General features: G+C 69.5%; 13 protein-coding genes. 2 read left to right on the top strand and 11 right to left on the bottom strand.

Annotated features, from left to right (window positions below):
• Positions 1-11 precede the first annotated feature (11 nt).
• Genes IFR11_RS12460 through IFR11_RS12445 form a run of 4 tightly spaced genes read right to left on the bottom strand, consistent with a single transcriptional unit; the run spans position 12 to position 5711 of the window.
• Positions 12-1472 (bottom strand): polysaccharide deacetylase family protein, encoded by a 1461-nt coding sequence (locus tag IFR11_RS12460; RefSeq protein ID WP_191916359.1) that lies wholly within the window; start codon positions 1470-1472, stop codon positions 12-14.
• A 41-nt stretch (positions 1473-1513) separates the two neighbouring features.
• The gene (gene glmS / locus IFR11_RS12455; protein ID WP_191916358.1) at positions 1514-3316 is read right to left on the bottom strand and encodes a glutamine--fructose-6-phosphate transaminase (isomerizing); all 1803 of its coding nucleotides are present in this window, start codon (positions 3314-3316) and stop codon (positions 1514-1516) included.
• Positions 3316-4380, bottom strand: coding sequence for an NAD-dependent epimerase/dehydratase family protein (locus IFR11_RS12450; RefSeq protein WP_342030297.1), 1065 nt, complete (start codon positions 4378-4380; stop codon positions 3316-3318). The genes glmS and IFR11_RS12450 overlap by 1 nt, the downstream gene beginning before the upstream one ends.
• Positions 4377-5711 carry a nucleotide sugar dehydrogenase gene (locus tag IFR11_RS12445; protein ID WP_213016640.1) on the bottom strand — a complete coding sequence of 445 codons (1335 nt, stop codon included), beginning with the start codon at positions 5709-5711 and terminating at the stop codon, positions 4377-4379. The genes IFR11_RS12450 and IFR11_RS12445 overlap by 4 nt, the downstream gene beginning before the upstream one ends.
• A gap of 269 nt (positions 5712-5980) precedes the next feature.
• Here IFR11_RS12445 and IFR11_RS12440 point away from each other — a divergent pair, with 269 nt between their 5' ends.
• Positions 5981-7300: a glycosyltransferase gene (locus IFR11_RS12440; protein ID WP_191916357.1), complete on the top strand. Its 1320-nt coding sequence runs from the start codon at positions 5981-5983 to the stop codon at positions 7298-7300.
• Here the strand turns inward: IFR11_RS12440 and IFR11_RS12435 are convergent.
• The 7 genes from IFR11_RS12435 to tkt all read right to left on the bottom strand — a co-directional run bounded on the left by IFR11_RS12435 (position 7253) and on the right by tkt (position 18095).
• Positions 7253-9781, bottom strand: coding sequence for a helix-turn-helix transcriptional regulator (locus tag IFR11_RS12435; protein WP_191916356.1), 2529 nt, complete (start codon positions 9779-9781; stop codon positions 7253-7255). The two genes, IFR11_RS12440 and IFR11_RS12435, sit on opposite strands and share 48 nt — an antisense overlap.
• 168 nt (positions 9782-9949) lie before the next feature.
• Positions 9950-10741 carry a 6-phosphogluconolactonase gene (gene pgl, locus IFR11_RS12430; RefSeq protein WP_191916355.1) on the bottom strand — a complete coding sequence of 264 codons (792 nt, stop codon included), beginning with the start codon at positions 10739-10741 and terminating at the stop codon, positions 9950-9952.
• The gene (locus tag IFR11_RS12425; RefSeq protein WP_191916354.1) at positions 10738-11685 is read right to left on the bottom strand and encodes a glucose-6-phosphate dehydrogenase assembly protein OpcA; all 948 of its coding nucleotides are present in this window, start codon (positions 11683-11685) and stop codon (positions 10738-10740) included. The genes pgl and IFR11_RS12425 overlap by 4 nt, the downstream gene beginning before the upstream one ends.
• Positions 11682-13232, bottom strand: coding sequence for a glucose-6-phosphate dehydrogenase (zwf, locus tag IFR11_RS12420; RefSeq protein WP_055837719.1), 1551 nt, complete (start codon positions 13230-13232; stop codon positions 11682-11684). Before zwf ends, IFR11_RS12425 begins: the two co-directional genes overlap by 4 nt.
• Before the next feature lie 2 nt (positions 13233-13234).
• On the bottom strand, positions 13235-14860 hold the full coding sequence (locus IFR11_RS12415) for a glucose-6-phosphate isomerase (protein WP_191916353.1): 1626 nt from the start codon (positions 14858-14860) through the stop codon (positions 13235-13237).
• A complete protein-coding gene (gene tal, locus IFR11_RS12410) occupies positions 14857-15978 on the bottom strand; it encodes a transaldolase (RefSeq protein ID WP_191916352.1) in 1122 nt (373 codons plus the stop codon). Before tal ends, IFR11_RS12415 begins: the two co-directional genes overlap by 4 nt.
• A 17-nt stretch (positions 15979-15995) precedes the next feature.
• Complete coding sequence (gene tkt, locus IFR11_RS12405) at positions 15996-18095, bottom strand: transketolase (protein ID WP_055940078.1); 2100 nt, start codon at positions 18093-18095, stop codon at positions 15996-15998.
• 229 nt (positions 18096-18324) lie between these two features.
• Here tkt and IFR11_RS12400 point away from each other — a divergent pair, with 229 nt between their 5' ends.
• Positions 18325-19251, top strand: coding sequence for a heme o synthase (locus tag IFR11_RS12400; protein ID WP_070408064.1), 927 nt, complete (start codon positions 18325-18327; stop codon positions 19249-19251).
• The last annotated feature ends 305 nt before the right edge of the window (positions 19252-19556 follow it).

Below are 19556 nucleotides of genomic sequence, written 5' to 3'. Positions count from 1 at the left end.
CTCGCCGCGCCTCACCCGGCGACGTCGCTCTCGGTCGGAGTGAAGACCTCGATGGAGCCGTCCACGGGCGGAGGCGCGTGACGGGAGAGAGGCGTCTCGGCCTGTGCCGCTCCGATGGCCGGCGGGGGCGCCCCGGCGCTGTCGTACAGAGACAGATCGTCGGTGCGGAGCAGGCCGTTGCCGAACACCGTCAGCGCGAAGCTGATGCCGGTGTATCCGGCCGGAATCGTCGGCGCGGTCCAGGTGGCCTCGGTCCAGGTCGAGGTCGCGGCGAACCACGGGCTGGACGTCCAGTAACTCCACGCCCCGGTACTGGAGCGCAGGTAGACGGCGAACTGCGTGACCACCGTGGCCCGGTACCAACTGCGGAGGGAGTAGGAGCGTCCGGGGGTGACCGTGGGAGAGCACTGACCGAGATCGAACTGGGGCAAGAGCTTGGCGTCGCCCGAGGAGTAGCCGGTCATCGAGATCGCACTGGCGACGGCACCCGCGTGAGCCGGGGTGCCCGACGTGAACGTCGGAGAGTTCGTGCCCCAGCCGCCGCGCATCCAACAGGCTGGCCCGCTTCCCGCGGCCGCCGTCTCCAGGCCGGCGTTGACCACCCCGTTGGTCGTCCCGGTGGGGGCGGGGACCACGGGACCGTTGACGACGGGACGAGCGGACCCCCCGACGACGTCACCGACTGTCTTGACGACCGTGCCTCGGGATTGGCGTGCCGCGAGCCACGTGAGGAACTGCGCGAAGGTGGAGGGCGAGACGGCGATCGTACTGCAGGCATTCGCGCAGACGTCATGGAAGGTGTATTGCACCCATCCGCCGCCCGCGTTCTCGGCATTGAGCACGCCCTGCTGCAAATCGGCGAGCGTCCATGTCGTCTCGACCTGATCCAGAGCGCGCAGAGCGAAGGGTGTCGCCGACGGGATCGACTCCGCGTAGGCGCAGGTCGGGCAGCCGAACCGGCTGCGGATGTCGCCGAGCGATCGCGCGCTCCGGTAGCCGCAGTCGGACGCGGCCTGTTCGACAGCGGATGTGCTCGAGGCGAACGGATAGGCGAAGCTCCGGACGGTGAAGCCCCAGGTGGTGAGCGTCTTGCGATCGGTGCAGATCTGCCGGCGCGCCTCGTCGATGCCGATGGCGGCCAGATCGGGATGGTTGACGGTGTGGCCGCCGATCTCGTGTCCCGCGGTCTTGAGCGTGTTCAGATTCGCCCTGGTCATGTATCCCGCTGCGCCCACGTAGCCCGACGGGACGTAGAAGGTGGCTTTCATCCCATTGGTCTTCAGCGCCGGGAGCGCGTCGAGCTGATTGGAGTTCGCGTCGTCGAACGTCAGGCTCACGATCGTGGAGGTGGCGGCGTGCACGGGAGTCGGAACGGCGACGAGTGCGCCGAGCACGAACGATACGACGGCCAGAGCGGCCAGGAGACGTGAACGGTGTGCGGGCGGAAGGAGCACCATCGACTGCGTGGGCATCGGCAGGACCTTTCGAGACGGGGTCGCACGGGGCGCGATCCTCATTGGACGGTCACGGACTTGGCGAGGTTGCGGGGCCGATCCACGTTGTGCCCGAGGTGGAGAGCAAGCGCTCGAGCGAACATCTGCAGGGGGACGACGGCATCCAGGGGACCCCACGCGGGAAGCAGGAGGGCGTCGGAAGTGTTCGGACGAGAGGGCGACGTCTGCGGCCCCGGCCCTGACACCCGCACGACATGGCCGCCGCGGGCCTCCACCTCCGCGATGCTGACATCGAGCCGAGGGTCCCCGTCATCGACGACGAACACCGGTGTGCCCTGGCCGACGAGCGCGAGCGGACCGTGCTTGAGCTCGCCGGCGGGCTGATGCTCGGCCCACCGATAGGTCAGTTCCTTGAGTTTCAGAGCGCCCTCGGCCGCGTAGACGACGCCGCCCCCGCGTCCGAGGAAGAGGAAGCCCGGCGCCTCGGCGAACCGGTTCGTCAGGCCGGGGACGATGTCGCCCCAGACCCGCAGTGCCCGCTCGATGGCCGCGGGCGCATGATGCAGTGCGCGCTGCTGTGCGGCGAAGACGCGCGGGGCGAGCCGGGGCGAGGTCGAAAGGCCGGACAGCGCCACGCAGACGCCCGTCAGCACCTGGGCGAGGAAGGTCTTCGTCGCCGCCACGCCGATCTCCGGACCGGCGAGGCAGTCGATCACCGCATCGGCACGACGCGCGAGCGTAGACATCGGATTGTTGGTGAGCGCGAGCACCGTGATGCCGGTACGCGGCAGTGCCTCGAATGCGCGCAGCACATCTGCGGTCTCGCCCGATTGGCTGAGGGCGATCACGAGGGTGCGCGGTTCCCACACGGCATCCGCGCACTCGCTGGCCACGAGGGCTCGGCTCGGGAGGCGTCCGAGCTTCGAGAACACACCGCCCACCGCGCGTCCGGCGTGCAAAGACGTTCCACAACCGAGGATCACCACCCGCTCGAACGTCTCGATCGGAGGCAGCGCCAGGTCGTTCCACAGCGCTCCCTCGGCGATGCGCGGTGCCAGCGAGTCGACGATGGACCGGGCTACGGCGGGCTGCTCGTCGATCTCGTTGCCCATGTGATCGGAGTGACGCCCCGCGACGGGGGAGCGGTGCGAGCGTGGCACGGTACGCGCCGCCGGTGTCGGTGCGCTCTGCCCGGCGCCCCACCATCGGATGCCGGCGGAATCGAGCACCACGACATCGTCGTCGTCGATCACACGGAACTCGGTGACCCGGTCGGCCACGGCGCCCACATCGCTCGCGACGTACACGCCGTCGGCAGCTTCTGCGGCGATCAACGGCGAGCCGTGCGCCGTGGCGGCGATCTCTCCGGTGAGGGTGTCGAGTGCGACCACGGCCCAGCTGCCTCGAAGTCGTTCTGCCGCCGCGAAGAGAGCGGCAGCGAGGGAGACGGCAGTGATCAGCGCGTCTTCGAGCAGGTGCACGATGACCTCGGAGTCGACATCGCTGGTCAGCCGGTGCCCCGCAGCGACGAGCTCGGTTCGCAGAATGTCGGCGTTTTCGATGATGCCGTTGTGGGCGATGAACAGGCGACCGGTGCAGTCGCGCAGCGGGTGGGCGTTGCGCTCCGTCACACCGCCGTGGGTCGCCCATCTCGTGTGCCCGATGGCCGCGGTGGTCGGATCATCCGGGGCCGTGCCCAGGGATGCCACGCCCCCCACGGTCCGCGCGTAGGCGACGCCACCGTCAGCCGAGCGCGCGGCGATACCGGCGGAATCGTAGCCGCGATACTCCAGACGCTCGAGGGCGGCCTTCACCCGAGAGGCCGCGCCGTGGCGACCGACCGAGGCGGCGATGCCGCACATCAGTTCACTCCGCGGACGGCGCCGGTGCGTGCCAGGGACATGGCATCGGATCCGAGACGTTCACGCGAGAGCAGGTCGTCGGCGACGCGGACGATCGTCGTCGACAGCGATGTCCGGGGCTCGTACCCCACGAGATCGTGGGCTTTGGTGTTGTCGGGCACACGGCGCCGCATGTCCTCGAACCCGGCCGCGTACGCCTGCGCATACGGCACCATCTCGACGGCGCTGGGGCTGTTCAAGGTGGCGATGATCTCGCTTGCCAGCTCGAGGATCGAGATCTCGCGCGCTCCGCCGAGGTTGTACGCCTCGCCGAGGGCGCGCGGGTCGCGCTCGATGAGCTCGAGGGCCGGCACCACATCTTCGACAGCCGAGAAGCATCGGGTCTGGAGCCCGTCGCCGAAGACCGTCAGCGGTTCGCCGCGCAGCGCCTGCCCGACGAGATTCGGCAGGACCATGCCGTAGCGTCCGGTCTGACGCGGACCGACCGTGTTGAACAACCGCACGATGGCGACGTCGAGTCCCTCCTCGTCGCAATAGGCTTTCGCGAACGCCTCGTCGATGCCTTTGGCCCCGGCGTAGGTCCAGCGCGACAGGAGCGGATCCCCCAGGATGCGGTCGGAATCCTCGCGGAGCTTGTCGGCCGTGTTCTTTCCGTACACCTCGCTGGTGGAGAGCATCAGCACCGAGGCCCGCGCCTCGATCGCCGCGGTCAGCACGTTCTCGGTGCCGTGGATGTTGATGCGTAGCCCTCGTAGCGGCTGCTCGACGATGAGTTTGACCCCCACCGCCGCGGCGAGGTGGAACACCCGGTCGCACGACTGCATCGCCGTACGCACGGTCTGTGTGTTCAGGATCGAGCCGTGGACCATCTCGAGACGAGGGTTCTCGGCGGCGGCGGCGAGGTTGCGGGCGGAGCCGGTCGACAGGTCGTCGAGGACCACGACCTCGTCGCCGAGCCGGAGGAGGTGGTCGACGAGGTGGCTGCCGACGAAGCCGGCCCCTCCGGTCACAAGGGTCTTCATGGGGATCTCCTGGATGCGCGCGGAATGGTCGGTGGATGTCACAGCAGCACGCGACCGGCGATGTCGTCGCTTCGGTACGTGCCGTCGAGGACGAGTGCATCGGGGGCGAGCCACTCGAGGTCGGTGTCGCGGTGACGCGTGTGCACGAGCACGAGGTCGGGAGCGAACGTCGCGGGATCGGCGAGCGACTCGCGCGTGCGTCCGGAGTGCAGGCGCACGCTCGGCGCGTGCGGGTCGATGTACTGCACCTCCGCGCCGAGGTCGAGGAGCCCGTCCATGATCTCCAGCGCCGGCGACTCGCGGAGGTCTGCCACGTCAGGCTTGTAGGCGACGCCGACCACGAGCACCCGCGCGTGGAGCGTTCCCTTCCCCGCGCGTCCGAGTTCGTCGCGCACACGCTGAACGACGCGGGCCGGACGTGCGGAGATCCGGGTCATGGCCTCCGTGATGATGCCCGCGTCGAAGCGGAGGGCCTTCAGCTGCCACAGCAGATAATGCGGGTCGCACGGGATGCAGTGCCCTCCGACGCCCGGACCCGGGTAGAACGCCATGAAACCGTAGGGTTTGGTGCTCGCCGCCTCGATCACCTCGGTGATGGGAACCTCCAGCGCACCGCAGATGTCGGCGAACTCGTTGGCGAGGGCGATGTTCACCGCGCGAAACGTGTTCTCGAGCAGCTTGGTCATCTCCGCCGTTGCCAGGCTGGAAACCCGATGCACGCGTGCTGCGTACCGGGCGAGCAGTCGGGCTCCCTCTTCTTCGCACTCCTGAGTGGCCCCGCCGATCACTCGGGGAACGACCTCCTGCGCGAAACCGACGTTGCCGGGGTCGATGCGTTCGGCGCTGAAAGCCACGAACGCATCGCGCCCGATCGAGAAGCCCCTGTCTCGCAACGGCTGCTCCACGAGATCGTGCGTGCATCCCACGTAGGTGGTCGACGTCAACATGACGAGCTGACCGGTACGGACGGCGGCGACGACGGTGGCGCACGCCGCCCGCAGCGGAGCGAGATCGGGCACCTGCTGGTGATCGACGGGCGTGGGGACGCAGACGACGATCGCCGCGGCGTTCGAGAGCTCTGCCGCGTCGCCGGTCAGGCGAAAGGCGGCGGAGTCGGGGAGGGCCGCGCTCAGCCGCTGGCGATCGGAGTGGATGAGATCTGCCTTGCCCGAGGCGATGGCTCGAAGGCGCGTCCGTGAGACATCGAGCGCCAGGACGCGGGAGCCGCTCGCGTGGTAGGCCAACGCGGTCGGAAGACCCACGTAGCCCAGACCCACGATGGCGACGTCGTAGGCGAAGGACGCGGAGGTCCGCTCGGTCGGCGGCGGCGTCGGCATCGCCGTGGTGGACGTGGGCACGTCGAGAGTCGTCATGGGGTCCTCCAAATGGGGGTCCGAGGGGATGGGGGCGTCCCCTCGGACGGTCCGGGTGATTCGGCCGGATCGAGTCGACTTCGGCGTCGATCCGCGGCCCACATTGGTCCCGCCGGCCGGTGGGGGTCAAGCAACGGGACGCCATCGTGCGGTGTACCGACAACCGCAATGACGCGTGTGTAAGACCGCAATCCACCTTGCGGTGGCCGGCCCGCGCGGACCGCGTACGGTCGGGAGCACGCGGCCCTGTCCGCCGGGGAGAGGATGCCATGACCGTCGCACTGGCCGTGCTCGTCGCCGTCTGCACCGTGGGGGTCTCCACCGCGGTGTGGGGGGTGGTGGGAGCACTCCGCATCGCTCGCGCCCACCGTCGCGATCCCCGTCTGCTGGTGCCCTCGATGTACTTTCGATCCGACGACGTCGCTGTGCTGATCGCTGCTCACAATGAGGAACTCGTCATCGCCGACGCGGTGGCCGCCGCCCGGGCGCTCGTTCCAGGACGCAATGTCTTCGTGGTGTCGGATGGTTCCACCGATGCGACCGTCGCGCGTGCGAGGGAGGCCGGGGCGACGGCTCTCGAGGTGTCACCCAACCGCGGCAAGGCCGGGGCCATACGGGCCGGGCTCGGGCGGTTCCGGATCGCTGAGCGCTTTCCGCTGCTGCTGCTCCTCGACGCCGATTCCCGGCCGCGCACCGACTATCTGCGCACCGGGCTCCCCCTCTTCACCACCCCCGATGTCGTGGCGGTGGCGGGACGTGCGACGACCGCCCACGACACGCCGGACACCCGGATGGGTCGATTCCTGACCGCGTATCGCGAGCGCACGTACGTGTGTACGCAGTACCTGCACAAATTCGGCCAGGCTGCGCCCGCTGCCGACGCGGTGGCGATCGTGCCGGGTTTCGCCAGCCTCTACCGAACCGACGTGCTCGGTCGTATCGACATCGACGCCCCCGGCTTGTCGATCGAGGATTTCAACATGACATTCGAGGTGCACGCGAAGGCCCTCGGTCGCATCGCGTTCCATCCCGAGTGCGCCATCGCCGAGACGCAGGATCCGGCGCTCTTCGGCGACTACGTGCGGCAGGTCGGGCGGTGGAACCTCGGATTCTGGCAGACGGTCCGGCGTCACGGCATCCATCTCGGGGTGTTCTGGGCGGCACTGGCGGTCTTCATCGCGGAGACGATCCTGTCGAGTCTCGTCCTCGCGCTTACCCTGCCGGTGCTCCTGGTCGCCACGGCGGCGACGGTGGTCGCACTGGTCGTACCGGGCGGTGATGGCGAGCTGGCACGACAGGTGATGACGGTGCTGCCGGTCGTTCCGCTCCTGCTCGCCTTCGTGGCGGCGGATCTCGTTTCGACGCTGTTCGCCTGCGCGCTCTCGGGCACCCGGCCGCGATCGACGGTGCTGCTGTACCCCCTCATGCGTGTGCTCGATGCCCTGCTGTGCCTCCGAGCCCTCGCGACGGCCTTCGGTCGTGCTTCGGACGGTCGCTGGAAGAGTCCCGACCGTCGCGCGACCGGGCCCACGGATGCTTCCTCAGCCGGCGGAACCGCTGCGCGGCGGAGCGACGAGGTGCATGCGTGAACTGATGCCGAGTTTGCGGTAGACGTTGGTCAGACGGAGCTCGACGGTTCTCAGCGAGACGAAGAGGGATGCCGCGATCTCCCGGTTCCGAAGCCCTTGCTGGACCAGGGCGACCACTTCCCGCTCGTGTTCCGTCAACCCCGTGCCGGGGACCGCGATGTCCCCGACGCGGGGTGCCCGAGTCTCGGGGACGCTGTGCGGCAGCGTGCGCCGCCGAGCCTCCCGCAGTCGATGATGTTCGTCGGGCGCGTCGTCGGGACGGTAGACGGCTTCGGCCTCGCGGAAGGCCGAAATGCCGAGATGCTCGGAGCGGCAGACGGCACGCGCCCGCGCGACGGCCAGGATCGACCATCGCCGTGCCCGTTTCGTCGCGGCACGCTCGAACTGATCGAGCACGGAGCGGGCCTCGGTGCGCCGACCGCTCAACCACAGTGCCTCGACGAGATCGGCGTGCGCACGCAGCACCGCGGGATCCGTCCCGATGCGTGTGTCGGTGGCCGACCGCAGCGACACGACCGCATCGTCGTAGCGTCCCTCGGCGAGGGCACGCCCCCCGTCGACGACGTCGAACCAGGGCAACAGCGCCGCGATTCCCTCTCGTCGGCACAGAACCCGACCACGTCGGACGAGCTCATCGACGTCGTCGCCTGTGCCGAGAGCGGCGGCCGAGGCGAGGATCAGCACGCAGCCGGCATCCGGCGTACGGCCGGGGGGCCATTCGCGCCGCCAGGCCACCACCGCATCGTGGGTGGTCGACGCGTCGCCGCCGCGGACCTCTGCCGCCACGACGAGTCGCAGCACCCGTTCTCTCCAGAGGGGCTCGAGGCGCGGCCTTCGATCGAGCAGCGAAGTACAGAGTCGTAGCGCCATGCGGTACTCCTCGCGCAGCACGTGGACGGCGATCGCCAGGGTCGACTCGTCGAGCGACAGGGCCGCCTCCGGACGGGCGAGATCGGTCGTGACAGGCGAATCCTCCCCGCTGCCGGCGTGGCCCGATTCGCGAACGATGCGGTCCAGGAGCTCGATTTCGACCGACGCGACGCCCAAGGACCGAGCCTCGGCGATGCGAACGGCGGCGTGCTCGATCTCACCCCGTGCGATCCGCAGACGGGCCACCTCTGCGAGGAGGCGGACGGCGTCTTCCGACGCACAACGGTGCACCGCCTCATCGACGAGAGCGTCGTCGATCGCGTGGTCGGCGACGTCAGTCGTGCGAACCTGTGCCCGGACGGCTCGCGCATTGGTTGCCGAGTCCAGGATGCCGTCGATGCGGTGGAGGTAATGCTGGCCCAGCACGGCGTGTCCATGCAGGATCAGCGCCTCCGCGAGCGAGACGAGGAGGGGGTTGCGCTCGCCATCGGCATCGGCTCCTCGCATCCCACGTTCGGCGAACTCCACCGCGGCGGTGTGGTCGCCCGCCGAAGCGAGGTGCACCGCCATCCGCAGGAGCTCCGTAGCGTCCGCGGCGGAGCCATCCGCGAAACTCGCGTGCCAACGATGCACGGCGGGGTGACTGTCGCGATGGGCCTGGGCAGCGTGGGCGTGCAGTCGACGACGCGCGTCGGCCGGGAGCGCGGCGTGAATGCTCAGACGCCGCGCGGGATCGGAGATGCGGGCGAAGCCGTCGTGCGTCGCAATGAGACCGGATTCCACCATCTCGTCGACGTCGCCCCCGAGCTCGACGGCCTCCGCCCGCAGAAGGTCGTGCGCGAAGAACGGTCCGACCGCGAGGAGATCCATGAGGTCACTGACGGCGGGGGTACCGCGTCGAGGTGCGAGCCTGTGGTGACTGATCTCCTCGTCGGCGAGGCGTAGCGGCTGGGGGAGCGGGGCGTCGCCCGCGGCTTCCTCCGGCGTGAGTCGCACGCGCGAGATCACCGAGGGATTGCCGTTCGTGGACGACACCACGATGTGCAGGACGGCGAGGGCCGTCTCTGACCCCAGGAAGAGCTGCGAGAGATCGACGGCCTCACCGAACGAGAGGTCGTCGATCCTCGTTTGGGGCAGCCCGGCGAACGCGTGCTGTGGACCCATCGGACCCACGGTGGCGAGCACGCTCACGCCCGTCCCGCGAAGTCGTCCGCAGACGTACGCCCACACCGTCTTGCTCGAGGCGTCCATCAGGTCGAGGTCGTCGATCACGAGAACGACCGGTTCGTCCCGCACCAGGCGGAGTACACGGCTGAGCTCTTCGGCGAGCATCTGCTCGGGCCAGTCGCGACCGCGCGAGAGCACGCCGTCGACAGCTTCCGCGCGGAGCCCGCTCAAACCCGACGCGACGACCGAGAGACCCGAGTACGGCCACATGCGCTCGCTCTGGCGGACGACCGCGACGGCGGTTCCGTTGTGGCGGGCGAACTCGGACGCGAGGGCCGACTTGCCGGTGCCACGATCACCTACGAACAGGCCCGCCGACTCGACTCTCGAGTGGACGATTCTCTCTGCAAACCACTTCTCTCGTTCTCGACCGAAATAAGGCATCCGGACGCTCCCAACTGCGTCGGCCGCCACGCGAGATCAAGATCTCGATGTGACGGTGCCCCCAACCGCAACCTAGACCGCGCCCACAGACAACGCAAGGCCGTGACTTTCGGGATCCGACCTGGGAATATCGTTGGTCCTTCTTCGCAGGAGCGTGCGTCCTCGCGCTCAGTACTCGCGTTCGATGAGCTGCGGCGGCACCTGATCGGCTGCCGCCTCGTCGACGAAGAACGCGGTGCGACGACGGCCCTTCGCCCCGGCGGCGGGCACGCTCTGGTAGCTGGCTCCCGCGAGGGCGAGTCCGAGGGCGGCGGCCTTGTCGGCGCCGGCGATCACCATCCACACGCGCTTCGACGAGTTGATCACCGGGCGCGTCAGTGAGACGCGATCACTCGGCGGCTTCGGCGATTCGCGCACCGGAACCGTGGCACGGTCGGTCACCGAGATCTCGGGACGATCGGGGAAGAGCGACGCGATGTGCGCATCGGGACCGACGCCCAGGAAGCAGATGTCGAACGACGGCCACGGCCCCGTCTCACTGCGGTCCGACGGCGCGAACTGCGCGAGCTCGTCGGCGTAGGCGATCGCCGCGGCATCCAGATCGAGCCCCTCGTCGCTCGAGGCGACGGTGTGGATGTTCTCGGCCGGGATGTCGAGATGGTCGAGGAGGGCCTCGCGCGCCTGCTTCTCGTTGCGGTCGTCGGAATCACGGGGGACGAACCGCTCGTCGCCGAACCAGAAGTGCACGAGCGACCAGTCGACCCGCGCCGCACGCTCGTCGCGCGCCGCGGTCCGCAGGACCGCTCCGCCCATCGTGCCGCCGGTGAGGCAGATGTGCATGCGCTTGCCCTCGGCCACGCGCTTCACGATGCGGTTCATGAAGCGCGTCGCGACGTACTCGGCGAGCGTGTCGGTGTCGTGCTTGATGATGACGTTCTTGGTCGCTCCGGTGTCGGTCATGAGGCGTTCCGTTCGCTCGCGGCCAGCAGCAGCTCCTGGCCCTCGGTGATGACGCGGCCGTAGAGCACATCGGGGTCGAGGCGGCGCAGCTCTTCGGCCAGGCACTCGCGGAGCGTGCGCCGGGGGAAGGCCAGGTCGTGGGTCGGCTGACCCGGCTGCGTGAGCACCGCGACACTCGCCTCGGGGCGCTCGAGCAGCGTGTCGCCGCTCGCCCGGGTGAGCCGCACCGACTTGATGCCGCTGGACCATTCGTCGGCGGGCAGGTAGGCGTAGTCGACGGGGGCGTCGAGCTTCATGCCCAACCATGCTGCCAGCAGCGCCGTGGAGGGGGAGTCGGCGGCGCCGCGCACCTCGATCGCGGTGACGGGCTCGTAGGGCGGCTGATCGAGCACGGCCGCGAGCTGTTCGCGCCAGCGGGTGACGCGCGTCCACGCGAAGTCGGTGTCGCCGGGGGAGTAGTGCTCACCGAGGTGGGCCACCCACGCGGCGGGGTCGGACTGCGACGAGGCGTCGGTGATGCGGCGCTGCGCGATGCGCCCGATGGGGGAGTGCGCGGGGTCGGCGGGCGCCTCGGCCGGCCACCAGGCCACGACGGGGGCGTCGGGCAGCAGCAGGCCCGTGACCAGGCTCTCGGCGTTGGAGCCGGCGGCGCCGTGCGCGCGCAGCACGACGACCTCGCTCGCGCCGGCGTCGCCGCCCACGCGGATCTGGGCGTCGAGCCGCGGCTCTTCGTCCTCATCGCCGAACAGCACGGCGATGACCCGCATGGGGTGCTCTCGGGAGGCGTCGTTGGCGGCCTCGATGACCTTCTCTTCGGCCCCGTGGTGGGTCACGATGATGAGCGTGAGCACGCGGCCGAGGGCGACGGCGCCGCCCTCTTCGCGCACGCTGACGAGCTTCTTCGAGATCGCGCTGACGGTGGTGTCGGGCAGATCGATGATCACGGGCGTCTCCAGGTGCGGCCGTCACGGGCGAGCAGTTCGTCGGCGGATGCCGGTCCCCACGACCCGGGCGAATACTGTTCGAGCGGACCGCTCTGGGCGGCCCAGAACTCCTCGATCGGGTCGAGGATCTTCCAGCTGAGCTCCACCTCTTCGTGACGCGGGAACAGCGGCGGGTCGCCGAGCAGCACGTCGAGGATGAGGCGTTCGTACGCCTCGGGGCTGGCTTCGGTGAACGCGTGGCCGTAGCCGAAGTCCATGGTGACGTCGCGCACCTGCGTGCCGTCGCCGGGGACCTTGGAGCCGAAGCGGATCGTGACGCCCTCGTCGGGCTGCACGCGGATGACCAGCGCGTTCTGACCGAGCTCCTGCGTCTGGCTGCGCGAGAAGAGCTGCTGCGGGGCGCGCTTGAACACGACGGCCACCTCGGTGACGCGACGGCCCAGCCGCTTTCCGCTGCGCACGTAGAACGGCACGCCCGACCAGCGGCGGGTGTTGATCTCGAGCTTGATGGCCGCGTAGGTCTCGGTGACGGACTCGGGGGCCATGCCGTCTTCTTCGAGGAAGCCGAGGACCTCCTCGCCGCCCTGCCATCCGCCGGCGTACTGGCCGCGGGCCGTCGCCTCGGCGAGGTTCTCGGGCAGGTGCACCGCCGCGAGGACCTTCTCTTTCTCGGCGCGCAGATCGGAGGCGTTGAAGCTGATGGGTTCTTCCATCGCGGTGAGCGCGAGCAGCTGCAACAGGTGGTTCTGGATGACGTCGCGCGCGGCGCCGATCCCGTCGTAGTAGCCGGCACGGCCGCCCACTCCGATGTCCTCGGCCATCGTGATCTGCACGTGGTCGACGTAGTTGCGGTTCCAGAGGGGCTCGTACAGCTCGTTGGCGAAGCGCAGCGCCAGGATGTTCTGCACCGTCTCTTTGCCGAGGTAGTGGTCGATGCGGAAGATCGAGTCGGCGGGGAAAGCGCTCTCGACGACCTCGTTCAGCTCTCGCGCCGAGGCGAGGTCGTGGCCGAAGGGCTTCTCGATGACGACGCGGCGCCACCCGGTGGTGTCGTCGGCGGATTCTCCGACGAGTCCCGACGCCTTGAGCTGCGTCGTCACCAGGGGGAACGCCTTGGGCGGGATCGACAGGTAGTACGCGTGGTTGCCCATGGTGCCGCGCTCGGTGTCGAGCTTGTCGACCGTGCTCTTCAGCCGCTGGAACGCCTCGGGGTCGTCGAACTCGCCCTGGACGAAACGGATGCCCTCGAGCAGTTCCTTCCACGTCTCTTCGCGGAACTCGGTGCGCGCGTACTTCTTGACGGACTCGTAGACGACCTCGGCGAAGTCCTGGTCTTCCCAGTCGCGTCGCGCGAAGCCGACCAGGGCGAAGCCCGGGGGCAGTAGCCCCCGGTTCGCCAGGTCGTAGACCGCGGGCATGAGCTTCTTGCGCGAGAGGTCGCCGGTGACGCCGAAGATGACGAGGGCGCTCGGCCCCGCGATCCGGCTCAGTCGGCGGTCCTCGGGGTCCCGGAGGGGGTTGTGACCCGGTGTGATCTCTACGACCATGCTTATTGTGCCGCCTCGAAGAGTGAGAGCACCTCGACCTGCGGGTCGGTCAGCGTCAGCGTGACGACGGGACGGCCGTGGCCCTCCGCCAACACGCTCGCGTCTCCCGCGGCCTGTGCCTGGATGAGTTGTCCGAAGGTGAACGGCCGACCGGGGATCTCGAGATCGAGGTCGGTGCGTTCGAGGATCTGCAGGAAGACGCCGTTGGCGGGTCCGCCCTTGTGGTACTGACCGGTCGAGTGCAGGAAACGCGGACCCCAGCCGAACGTCGTGGGGCGACCGGAGTCGGCCGCGACGAGCTCGCGGAGCCCGGCCAGCTGCGACAGGTCGAGACGGTTCACATACGCCTGGATGCTGACGTAGCCGTCGGCGGGGACCGTCTGCCACAGCGCCGCCAGCACGCCGGCGACCGTGCCGCTGGAGGCCAGGGCCGGGTCGGAGACGCGCACCTCGACGCCGTCGACGACGAAGGCCGGCGCGGTCGGTTCGGGGCGGGCGTCGAGCAGGCCGCGGGTGGCGATCTTCGCCGACTCGACGTCGGGCTGGTCGAAGGGGTCGATGCCGATCATGCGGCCGGCGATCGCGGTGGCGTACTCCCACACGACGAACTGCGCCCCGAGCGAGCCGCTGACGAGCACCTCACCGGTGTGCCGCTCGAAGAGGTGGAAGGCGTGGGCGTCATCGACGAAGCGCACGACCTGGAGGTCGGCGGGCTTCGCCTCGAGCTCGGGCGAGACGGGCAGCAGCACGACGGGCAGGATGCCGGTTCCCTGCTTTCCGGTCGACTCGGCGACGAGCTGCTCGATCCAGTCGGGCAGGCCGATGAGGTGGCTGCCGTCGGTGACGAGCCCGAGCTTGTCGCGCCGCGCGACGCCGCCTCCGGCGATCGCCGCGGCGAGCACGAGGGCGGGGTTGTCGGGCGAGTCGATCGCGACCTCGAGCAGGGTGGCATCCGCCTCGTCGAGGAGGTCGCCGATGTCGACGCCGGCCAGTCCCGCGGGCACGAGGCCGAAGGCGGTGAGGGCGGAGTACCGGCCGCCGACGGTGGGGTCGGCCGTGAAGACGCGGTAGCCGTCGGCGCGGGCCGATTCCTCGAGCGGGGAGCCCGGGTCGGTGACGACGACGATGCGTCCGGCGGGGTCGATGCCCAGATCGCGGAAAGCGGCTTCGAACGCGCGCTTGGCCGAATCGGTCTCGATGGTGGAGCCGGACTTGCTCGAGACGACGAGCACCGTCTGGGCGAGCCCGCCGGACTCGGCATCGCCGTCGATGGCGGCGAGCACCTGTCCGGGCGAGGTCGAATCGAGGATGACCAGCGGAACGCCGGCCGACTGCGCGATGACCTCGGGGGCGAGCGAGGATCCGCCCATGCCCGCGAGCACGACGCGGGTCACGCCCTGCGCGACGAGTTCGTCGCGCAGGGCCGTGACCTCGGCCACGAGCGGGCGCGAGACGGAGACCGCTCGCACCCACCCGAGGCGACGTGACGCTTCGTCTTCCGCGGCGGCGCCCCAGAGGCTGGCGTCGCCCGCGGTGATCCCCGACGCGATGAGTGAACCGGTCAGGCCCGGCAGCTCCGCGTCGACGACCGACTTGACGTGGCCCGTGACCTTGACCGCGAAGCTCACTGGGCTGCCTGGGCGCTTCCGGCGTCGAGAGCGGTCTTGACCGTGTCCTGCAGCTCGTGCCACGAGGCGATGAACTTCTCGACACCCTCGTCCTCGAGCGTCTGCGTCGCGTCGGTGACGTCGACGCCGGCCGCGGCGAGGCGGTCGAAGACGTCGTGCGCCTCGGCGTAGCCGCCGGTCACGGTGTCGCCGGTGATGACGCCGTGGTCGAAGGTCGCCTCGAGCGTCTTCTCGGGCATCGTGTTGACGGTGCCGGGGGCGACGAGCTCGGTGACGTAGAGCGTGTCGGGCAGGGCGGGGTCCTTCACGCCGGTCGACGCCCACAGCGGACGCTGCACCGTGGCGCCGGCCTCGAGCAGCTTCTTCGCGCGGTCCTCGCCGAACTTCTGCTCGTAGAGCTCGTAGGCCAGGCGGGCGTTGGCGATGCCGGCCTTGCCCTTGAGGGCTGCGGCCTCGTCGGTGCCGATCGCGGCCAGACGCTTGTCGATCTCGGTGTCGACGCGCGACACGAAGAACGAGGCCACGGACTGCAGGTTCGCGACGTCGTGACCGGCGGCCTGGGCCTTCTCGACACCCGCGAGGTACGCGTCGATGACCTCGGCGTAACGCTCGAGGCTGAAGATCAGCGTGACGTTGACCGAGATGCCCGCGCCGATGACCTCGGTGATGGCCGGGAGGCCGGCCTTGGTCGCGGGGATCTTGATGAGGACGTTCTTGCGGTCCACGCGGGCCGAGAGGTCCTTCGCCTGGGCGATCGTGCCCTCGGTGTCGTGCGCCAGATCGGGCGAGACCTCGATCGACACGCGGCCGTCGACGCCGTTGGTGGCGTCGAAGACGGGGAGGAAGATGTCGCACGCGTCGCGCACGTCGTCGGTGGTGATCGAGAAGATCGCCTCGTCGACGCTGGCGTCGGCCGCGGCGAGCTCCTTCACCTGGCCCTCGTAGGCCTCGCCCTTGGACAGGGCGCCGGCGAAGATCGTCGGGTTGGTGGTGACGCCGACGACGTTGCGCTGCTCGATGAGCTCGGCGAGGTTGCCGGACTGGATGCGCTGGCGCGAGAGGTCGTCGAGCCAGATGCTGACGCCGGCGGCCGAGAGGTTCTCAGTGGGAGTGCTCATGGTCGTTATCTCCTCGATTACTTCTTCGCCGCAGCGAGCGACTCGCGTGCGGCCTCGACGACGGCCTCAGCCGTGATGCCGAACTTCTGGAACAGGGTCTTGTAGTCGGCCGACGCACCGAAGTGGTCGATCGCGACCGAGCGGCCGGCGTCGCCGACGATGCCCTGCCAGCTGAGGGCGGATCCGGCCTCGACCGAGACGCGCGCCTTCACCGAGGCGGGCAGCACCGACTCGCGGTACGCCTCGTCCTGCTCGGCGAACCACTCCAGCGAGGGAGCCGACACGACGCGGGCGTGGACGCCCTCGGCGGCCAGCGTCTCGCGCGCCTCGACGGCGAGCTGCACCTCGGAGCCCGTCGCGATGAGGATGACGTCGGGCTCGCCGTTCGCGGCCTCGGCCAGCACGTACGCGCCCTTGACGGCACCGGCGGCCGAGGCGAACTCGTCACCGGATGCCGCACCCTCGCCGCGGGCGAACACGGGGATGTTCTGGCGGGTCAGGGCGATACCGGCGGGTCCGGCCGTGCGGCGCAGCATCTCGAGCCACACGACGCTCGTCTCGTTGGCATCCGCGGGACGCACGAGGGCGAAGTTCGGGATGGCGCGGAGCGTCGCGATCTGCTCGATCGGCTGGTGCGTCGGGCCGTCCTCGCCGAGCGCGACGGAGTCGTGCGTCCAGACGAAGATGGTCGGGATGTTCATCAGCGCGGCCAAGCGCACCGGGGGGCGCATGTAGTCGCTGAAGATCAGGAACGTGCCGCCGAAGGGGCGCGTGGGCCCGTGCAGCACGATGCCGTTGAGGATCGCACCCATGGCGTGCTCGCGGATGCCGAAGTGCAGCACGCGGCCGTAAGGGTCGCCCGACCACTCGTGGGTCGACCACTCCGACGGGATGAAGGACTTGGCGTCCTTGATCGTGGTGAGGTTCGATTCGGCGAGGTCGGCCGAACCGCCCCAGAGCTCGGGGAGCTCGGCGGCGAGGGCGTTGATGACGGTGCCGGAGGCGGCACGGGTCGACACGTCCTTGCCGGCTTCGAAGGCCGGGAGCGCGTCGGCGATGTCGGCGGGGAGCTCGCGCGCCTGCAGACGGTCCCAGAGCTGCTTGCGCTCGGGGTGAGCCGCGGCCCACTCGTCGAACTTCTGCTGCCAGGCGGCCTTCTCGGCCTCGCCGCGCTCGACGAGCGCGCGGGTGTGCTCGAGCACGTCGTCGGCGACGGCGAAGTGCTGCTCGGGGTCGAAGCCGAGGACCTCTTTCGTGGCCTTCAGTTCGTCGGCGCCGAGGGCCGAACCGTGGATCTTGCCGGAGTTCTGCTTGCCGGGCGAAGGCCAGCCGATGATCGTCTTGAGCACGATGAGCGAAGGCTTGCTCGTCTCGCCCTGGGCGGCCTCGATCGCGGCGTGCAGCTCGGCGACGTCTTCGACGTACTGACCGGTCTTCTTCCAGTCGACCGTCTGGACGTGCCAGCCGTACGACTCGTAACGCTTCTGGACGTCTTCGGTGAAGGCGACGTTGGTGTCGTCTTCGATCGAGATCTGGTTGGAGTCGTAGATCGCGATGAGGTTGCCGAGCTCCTGGTGGCCGGCGAGCGACGACGCCTCGCTGGTCACTCCCTCTTGCAGGTCGCCGTCACCGGCGATCACGTACACGAAGTGGTCGAACGGGCTCTCGCCGGCGGGCGACTCGGGGTCGAACAGGCCGCGCTCGTAGCGGGCGGCGTAGGCGAAGCCGACGGAGGAGGCCAGGCCCTGGCCGAGGGGGCCGGTCGTGATCTCGACGCCGTCGGTGTGGCCGTACTCGGGGTGACCGGGGGTCAGCGAACCCCAGGTGCGCAGCGCCTCGAGGTCCTTCTTCTCGAGACCGAAGCCACCGAGGTAGAGCTGCACGTACTGCGTGAGCGAGGAGTGACCGACCGACAGGATGAAGCGGTCGCGGCCCGGCCAATGGGTGTCGGCGGGGTCGTGGCGCATGACGCGCTGGTAGAGCAGGTACGCGGCGGGTGCGAGCGACATCGCGGTTCCGGGGTGGCCGTTGCCCACCTTCTCGACGGCATCCGCCGCGAGGATGCGGGCGGTGTCCACCGCGCGCCGATCGATGTCATCCCATTCGAAGTCCGACAACAGGGTCGCCTTTCTCGATACTGAGCGCCCGGTTTCACTTCCGACGCCGCACTCACCACCGTAGGAGTGGGAGTGGGGTGGGGTGTCGGCGCGGGGCGCGCGTTCTTCGCCAGCATAGCGAGAACGACCGGCACCGTTGCCTCTCGTGACGGGGGTCGACAGGCGGCCGGTCGTGTGGTGGACATGGCATAGAATCGTGGAGGTTCTATACGCGCTACCCCGGGGGACGATGGACATCTCGACGACGTCGCACGTCACTGCGACGACCGATCGCCGCTCCGTCGGACGCACCCTTCGGGCGTACATCGCCCTCACGAAGCCGCGCGTCCTCGAGCTGCTGCTGGTGACGACCGTGCCGGTTATGATCCTGGCGCAGAACGGTCTGCCCCACCTGGGGCTGGTGTTCGCGACCGTCATCGGCGGCTCGCTGAGCGCGGGGTCGGCGGCGGCGTTCAACATGTACCTCGACCGCGACATCGACGCGCACATGCAGCGCACCGAGAAGCGCCCCCTCGTCACCGGCGAGGTCTCTCCGCGCGGTGCCCTGGTGTTCGCCTGGTCGCTCGCGGCGGTCTCCACCGTCTGGCTGTGGGTCTTCACGAACCCGCTCGCGGCGGGACTGTCGGCCGCGGCCATCTTCTTCTACGTCGTGATCTACACGATGATTCTCAAGCGCCGCACCGAGCAGAACATCGTGTGGGGCGGCATCGCCGGTTGCTTCCCCGTGCTCATCGGCTGGTCGGCGGTCACCGGATCGCTGTCGTGGGCGCCGGTCATCCTGTTCGTGCTCGTCTTCCTGTGGACGCCGCCGCACTACTGGCCGCTGTCGATGAAGTACGCGGACCAGTACGACGAGGTCGACGTGCCCATGCTCGGCGCGACCCGCAGTGGTTCGCAGGTCGGCCTGCAGGTCATCCTGTACGCGTGGGCCACGGTGGCCTGCTCGCTGCTGCTCATCCCCGTGGCATCCATGGGCCTGGTGTACTCCGTGTCGGCGCTGGTGTTCGGCGGGTGGTTCATCTACGAGTCGCACCGTCTCTACGCGCGTGCCGTGCGCGGTGGTGAGCCGCGGCCGATGCGCGTGTTCCACGCGTCGATCACGTACTTGACGCTGCTCTTCGTCGCGATCGCCGTCGACCCGCTGCTGCCGTTCTGACGGCGGCCCCGCACGCCGCGAAAGCGCCCACCCCGACGTGAGGGGGTGGGCGCTTTCTCGTGGGGGAGCGGGTCGGGATCGTCGGCCGACCGCGTCCGGCGTCGGGGGCGCGGACTCCGCAACATCGAGAGCGCGGAGCGGGCCTGGGCGGGGTGCGGGTGCCGCAAGCCGGGCGCCGCGGACGGGCTGCCACCTCCGTGCAGGCGGTGGCCGGGCGGCGGGGGTGCGCGCGAGCGCATCGGCGAACGAGACGCTCGTCGTCACGGCATCCGGTCCGGGCGACGAGGGGCACGCACGAGAAAGCG

The organism is Microbacterium sp. CFBP 8801 (assembly GCF_014839455.1).
Taxonomy (GTDB): Bacteria; Actinomycetota; Actinomycetes; order Actinomycetales; family Microbacteriaceae; genus Microbacterium.
This window is presented reverse-complemented; position numbering and strand designations above follow the sequence as displayed.

What these genes read in the sequence shown, in the direction of transcription:
- IFR11_RS12445 (WP_213016640.1), bottom strand. Translation starts at nt 5,711, where the DNA reads ATGACGACTCTCGACGTGCCCACGTCCACCACGGCGATGCCGACGCCG.
- tal (WP_191916352.1), bottom strand. Translation starts at nt 15,978, where the DNA reads ATGAGCACTCCCACTGAGAACCTCTCGGCCGCCGGCGTCAGCATCTGG.
- IFR11_RS12440 (WP_191916357.1), top strand. Translation starts at nt 5,981, where the DNA reads ATGACCGTCGCACTGGCCGTGCTCGTCGCCGTCTGCACCGTGGGGGTC.
- zwf (WP_055837719.1), bottom strand. Translation starts at nt 13,232, where the DNA reads ATGGTCGTAGAGATCACACCGGGTCACAACCCCCTCCGGGACCCCGAG.
- IFR11_RS12435 (WP_191916356.1), bottom strand. Translation starts at nt 9,781, where the DNA reads ATGCCTTATTTCGGTCGAGAACGAGAGAAGTGGTTTGCAGAGAGAATC.
- IFR11_RS12400 (WP_070408064.1), top strand. Translation starts at nt 18,325, where the DNA reads ATGGACATCTCGACGACGTCGCACGTCACTGCGACGACCGATCGCCGC.
- pgl (WP_191916355.1), bottom strand. Translation starts at nt 10,741, where the DNA reads ATGACCGACACCGGAGCGACCAAGAACGTCATCATCAAGCACGACACC.
- glmS (WP_191916358.1), bottom strand. Translation starts at nt 3,316, where the DNA reads ATGTGCGGCATCGCCGCCTCGGTCGGTCGCCACGGCGCGGCCTCTCGG.
- IFR11_RS12460 (WP_191916359.1), bottom strand. Translation starts at nt 1,472, where the DNA reads ATGCCCACGCAGTCGATGGTGCTCCTTCCGCCCGCACACCGTTCACGT.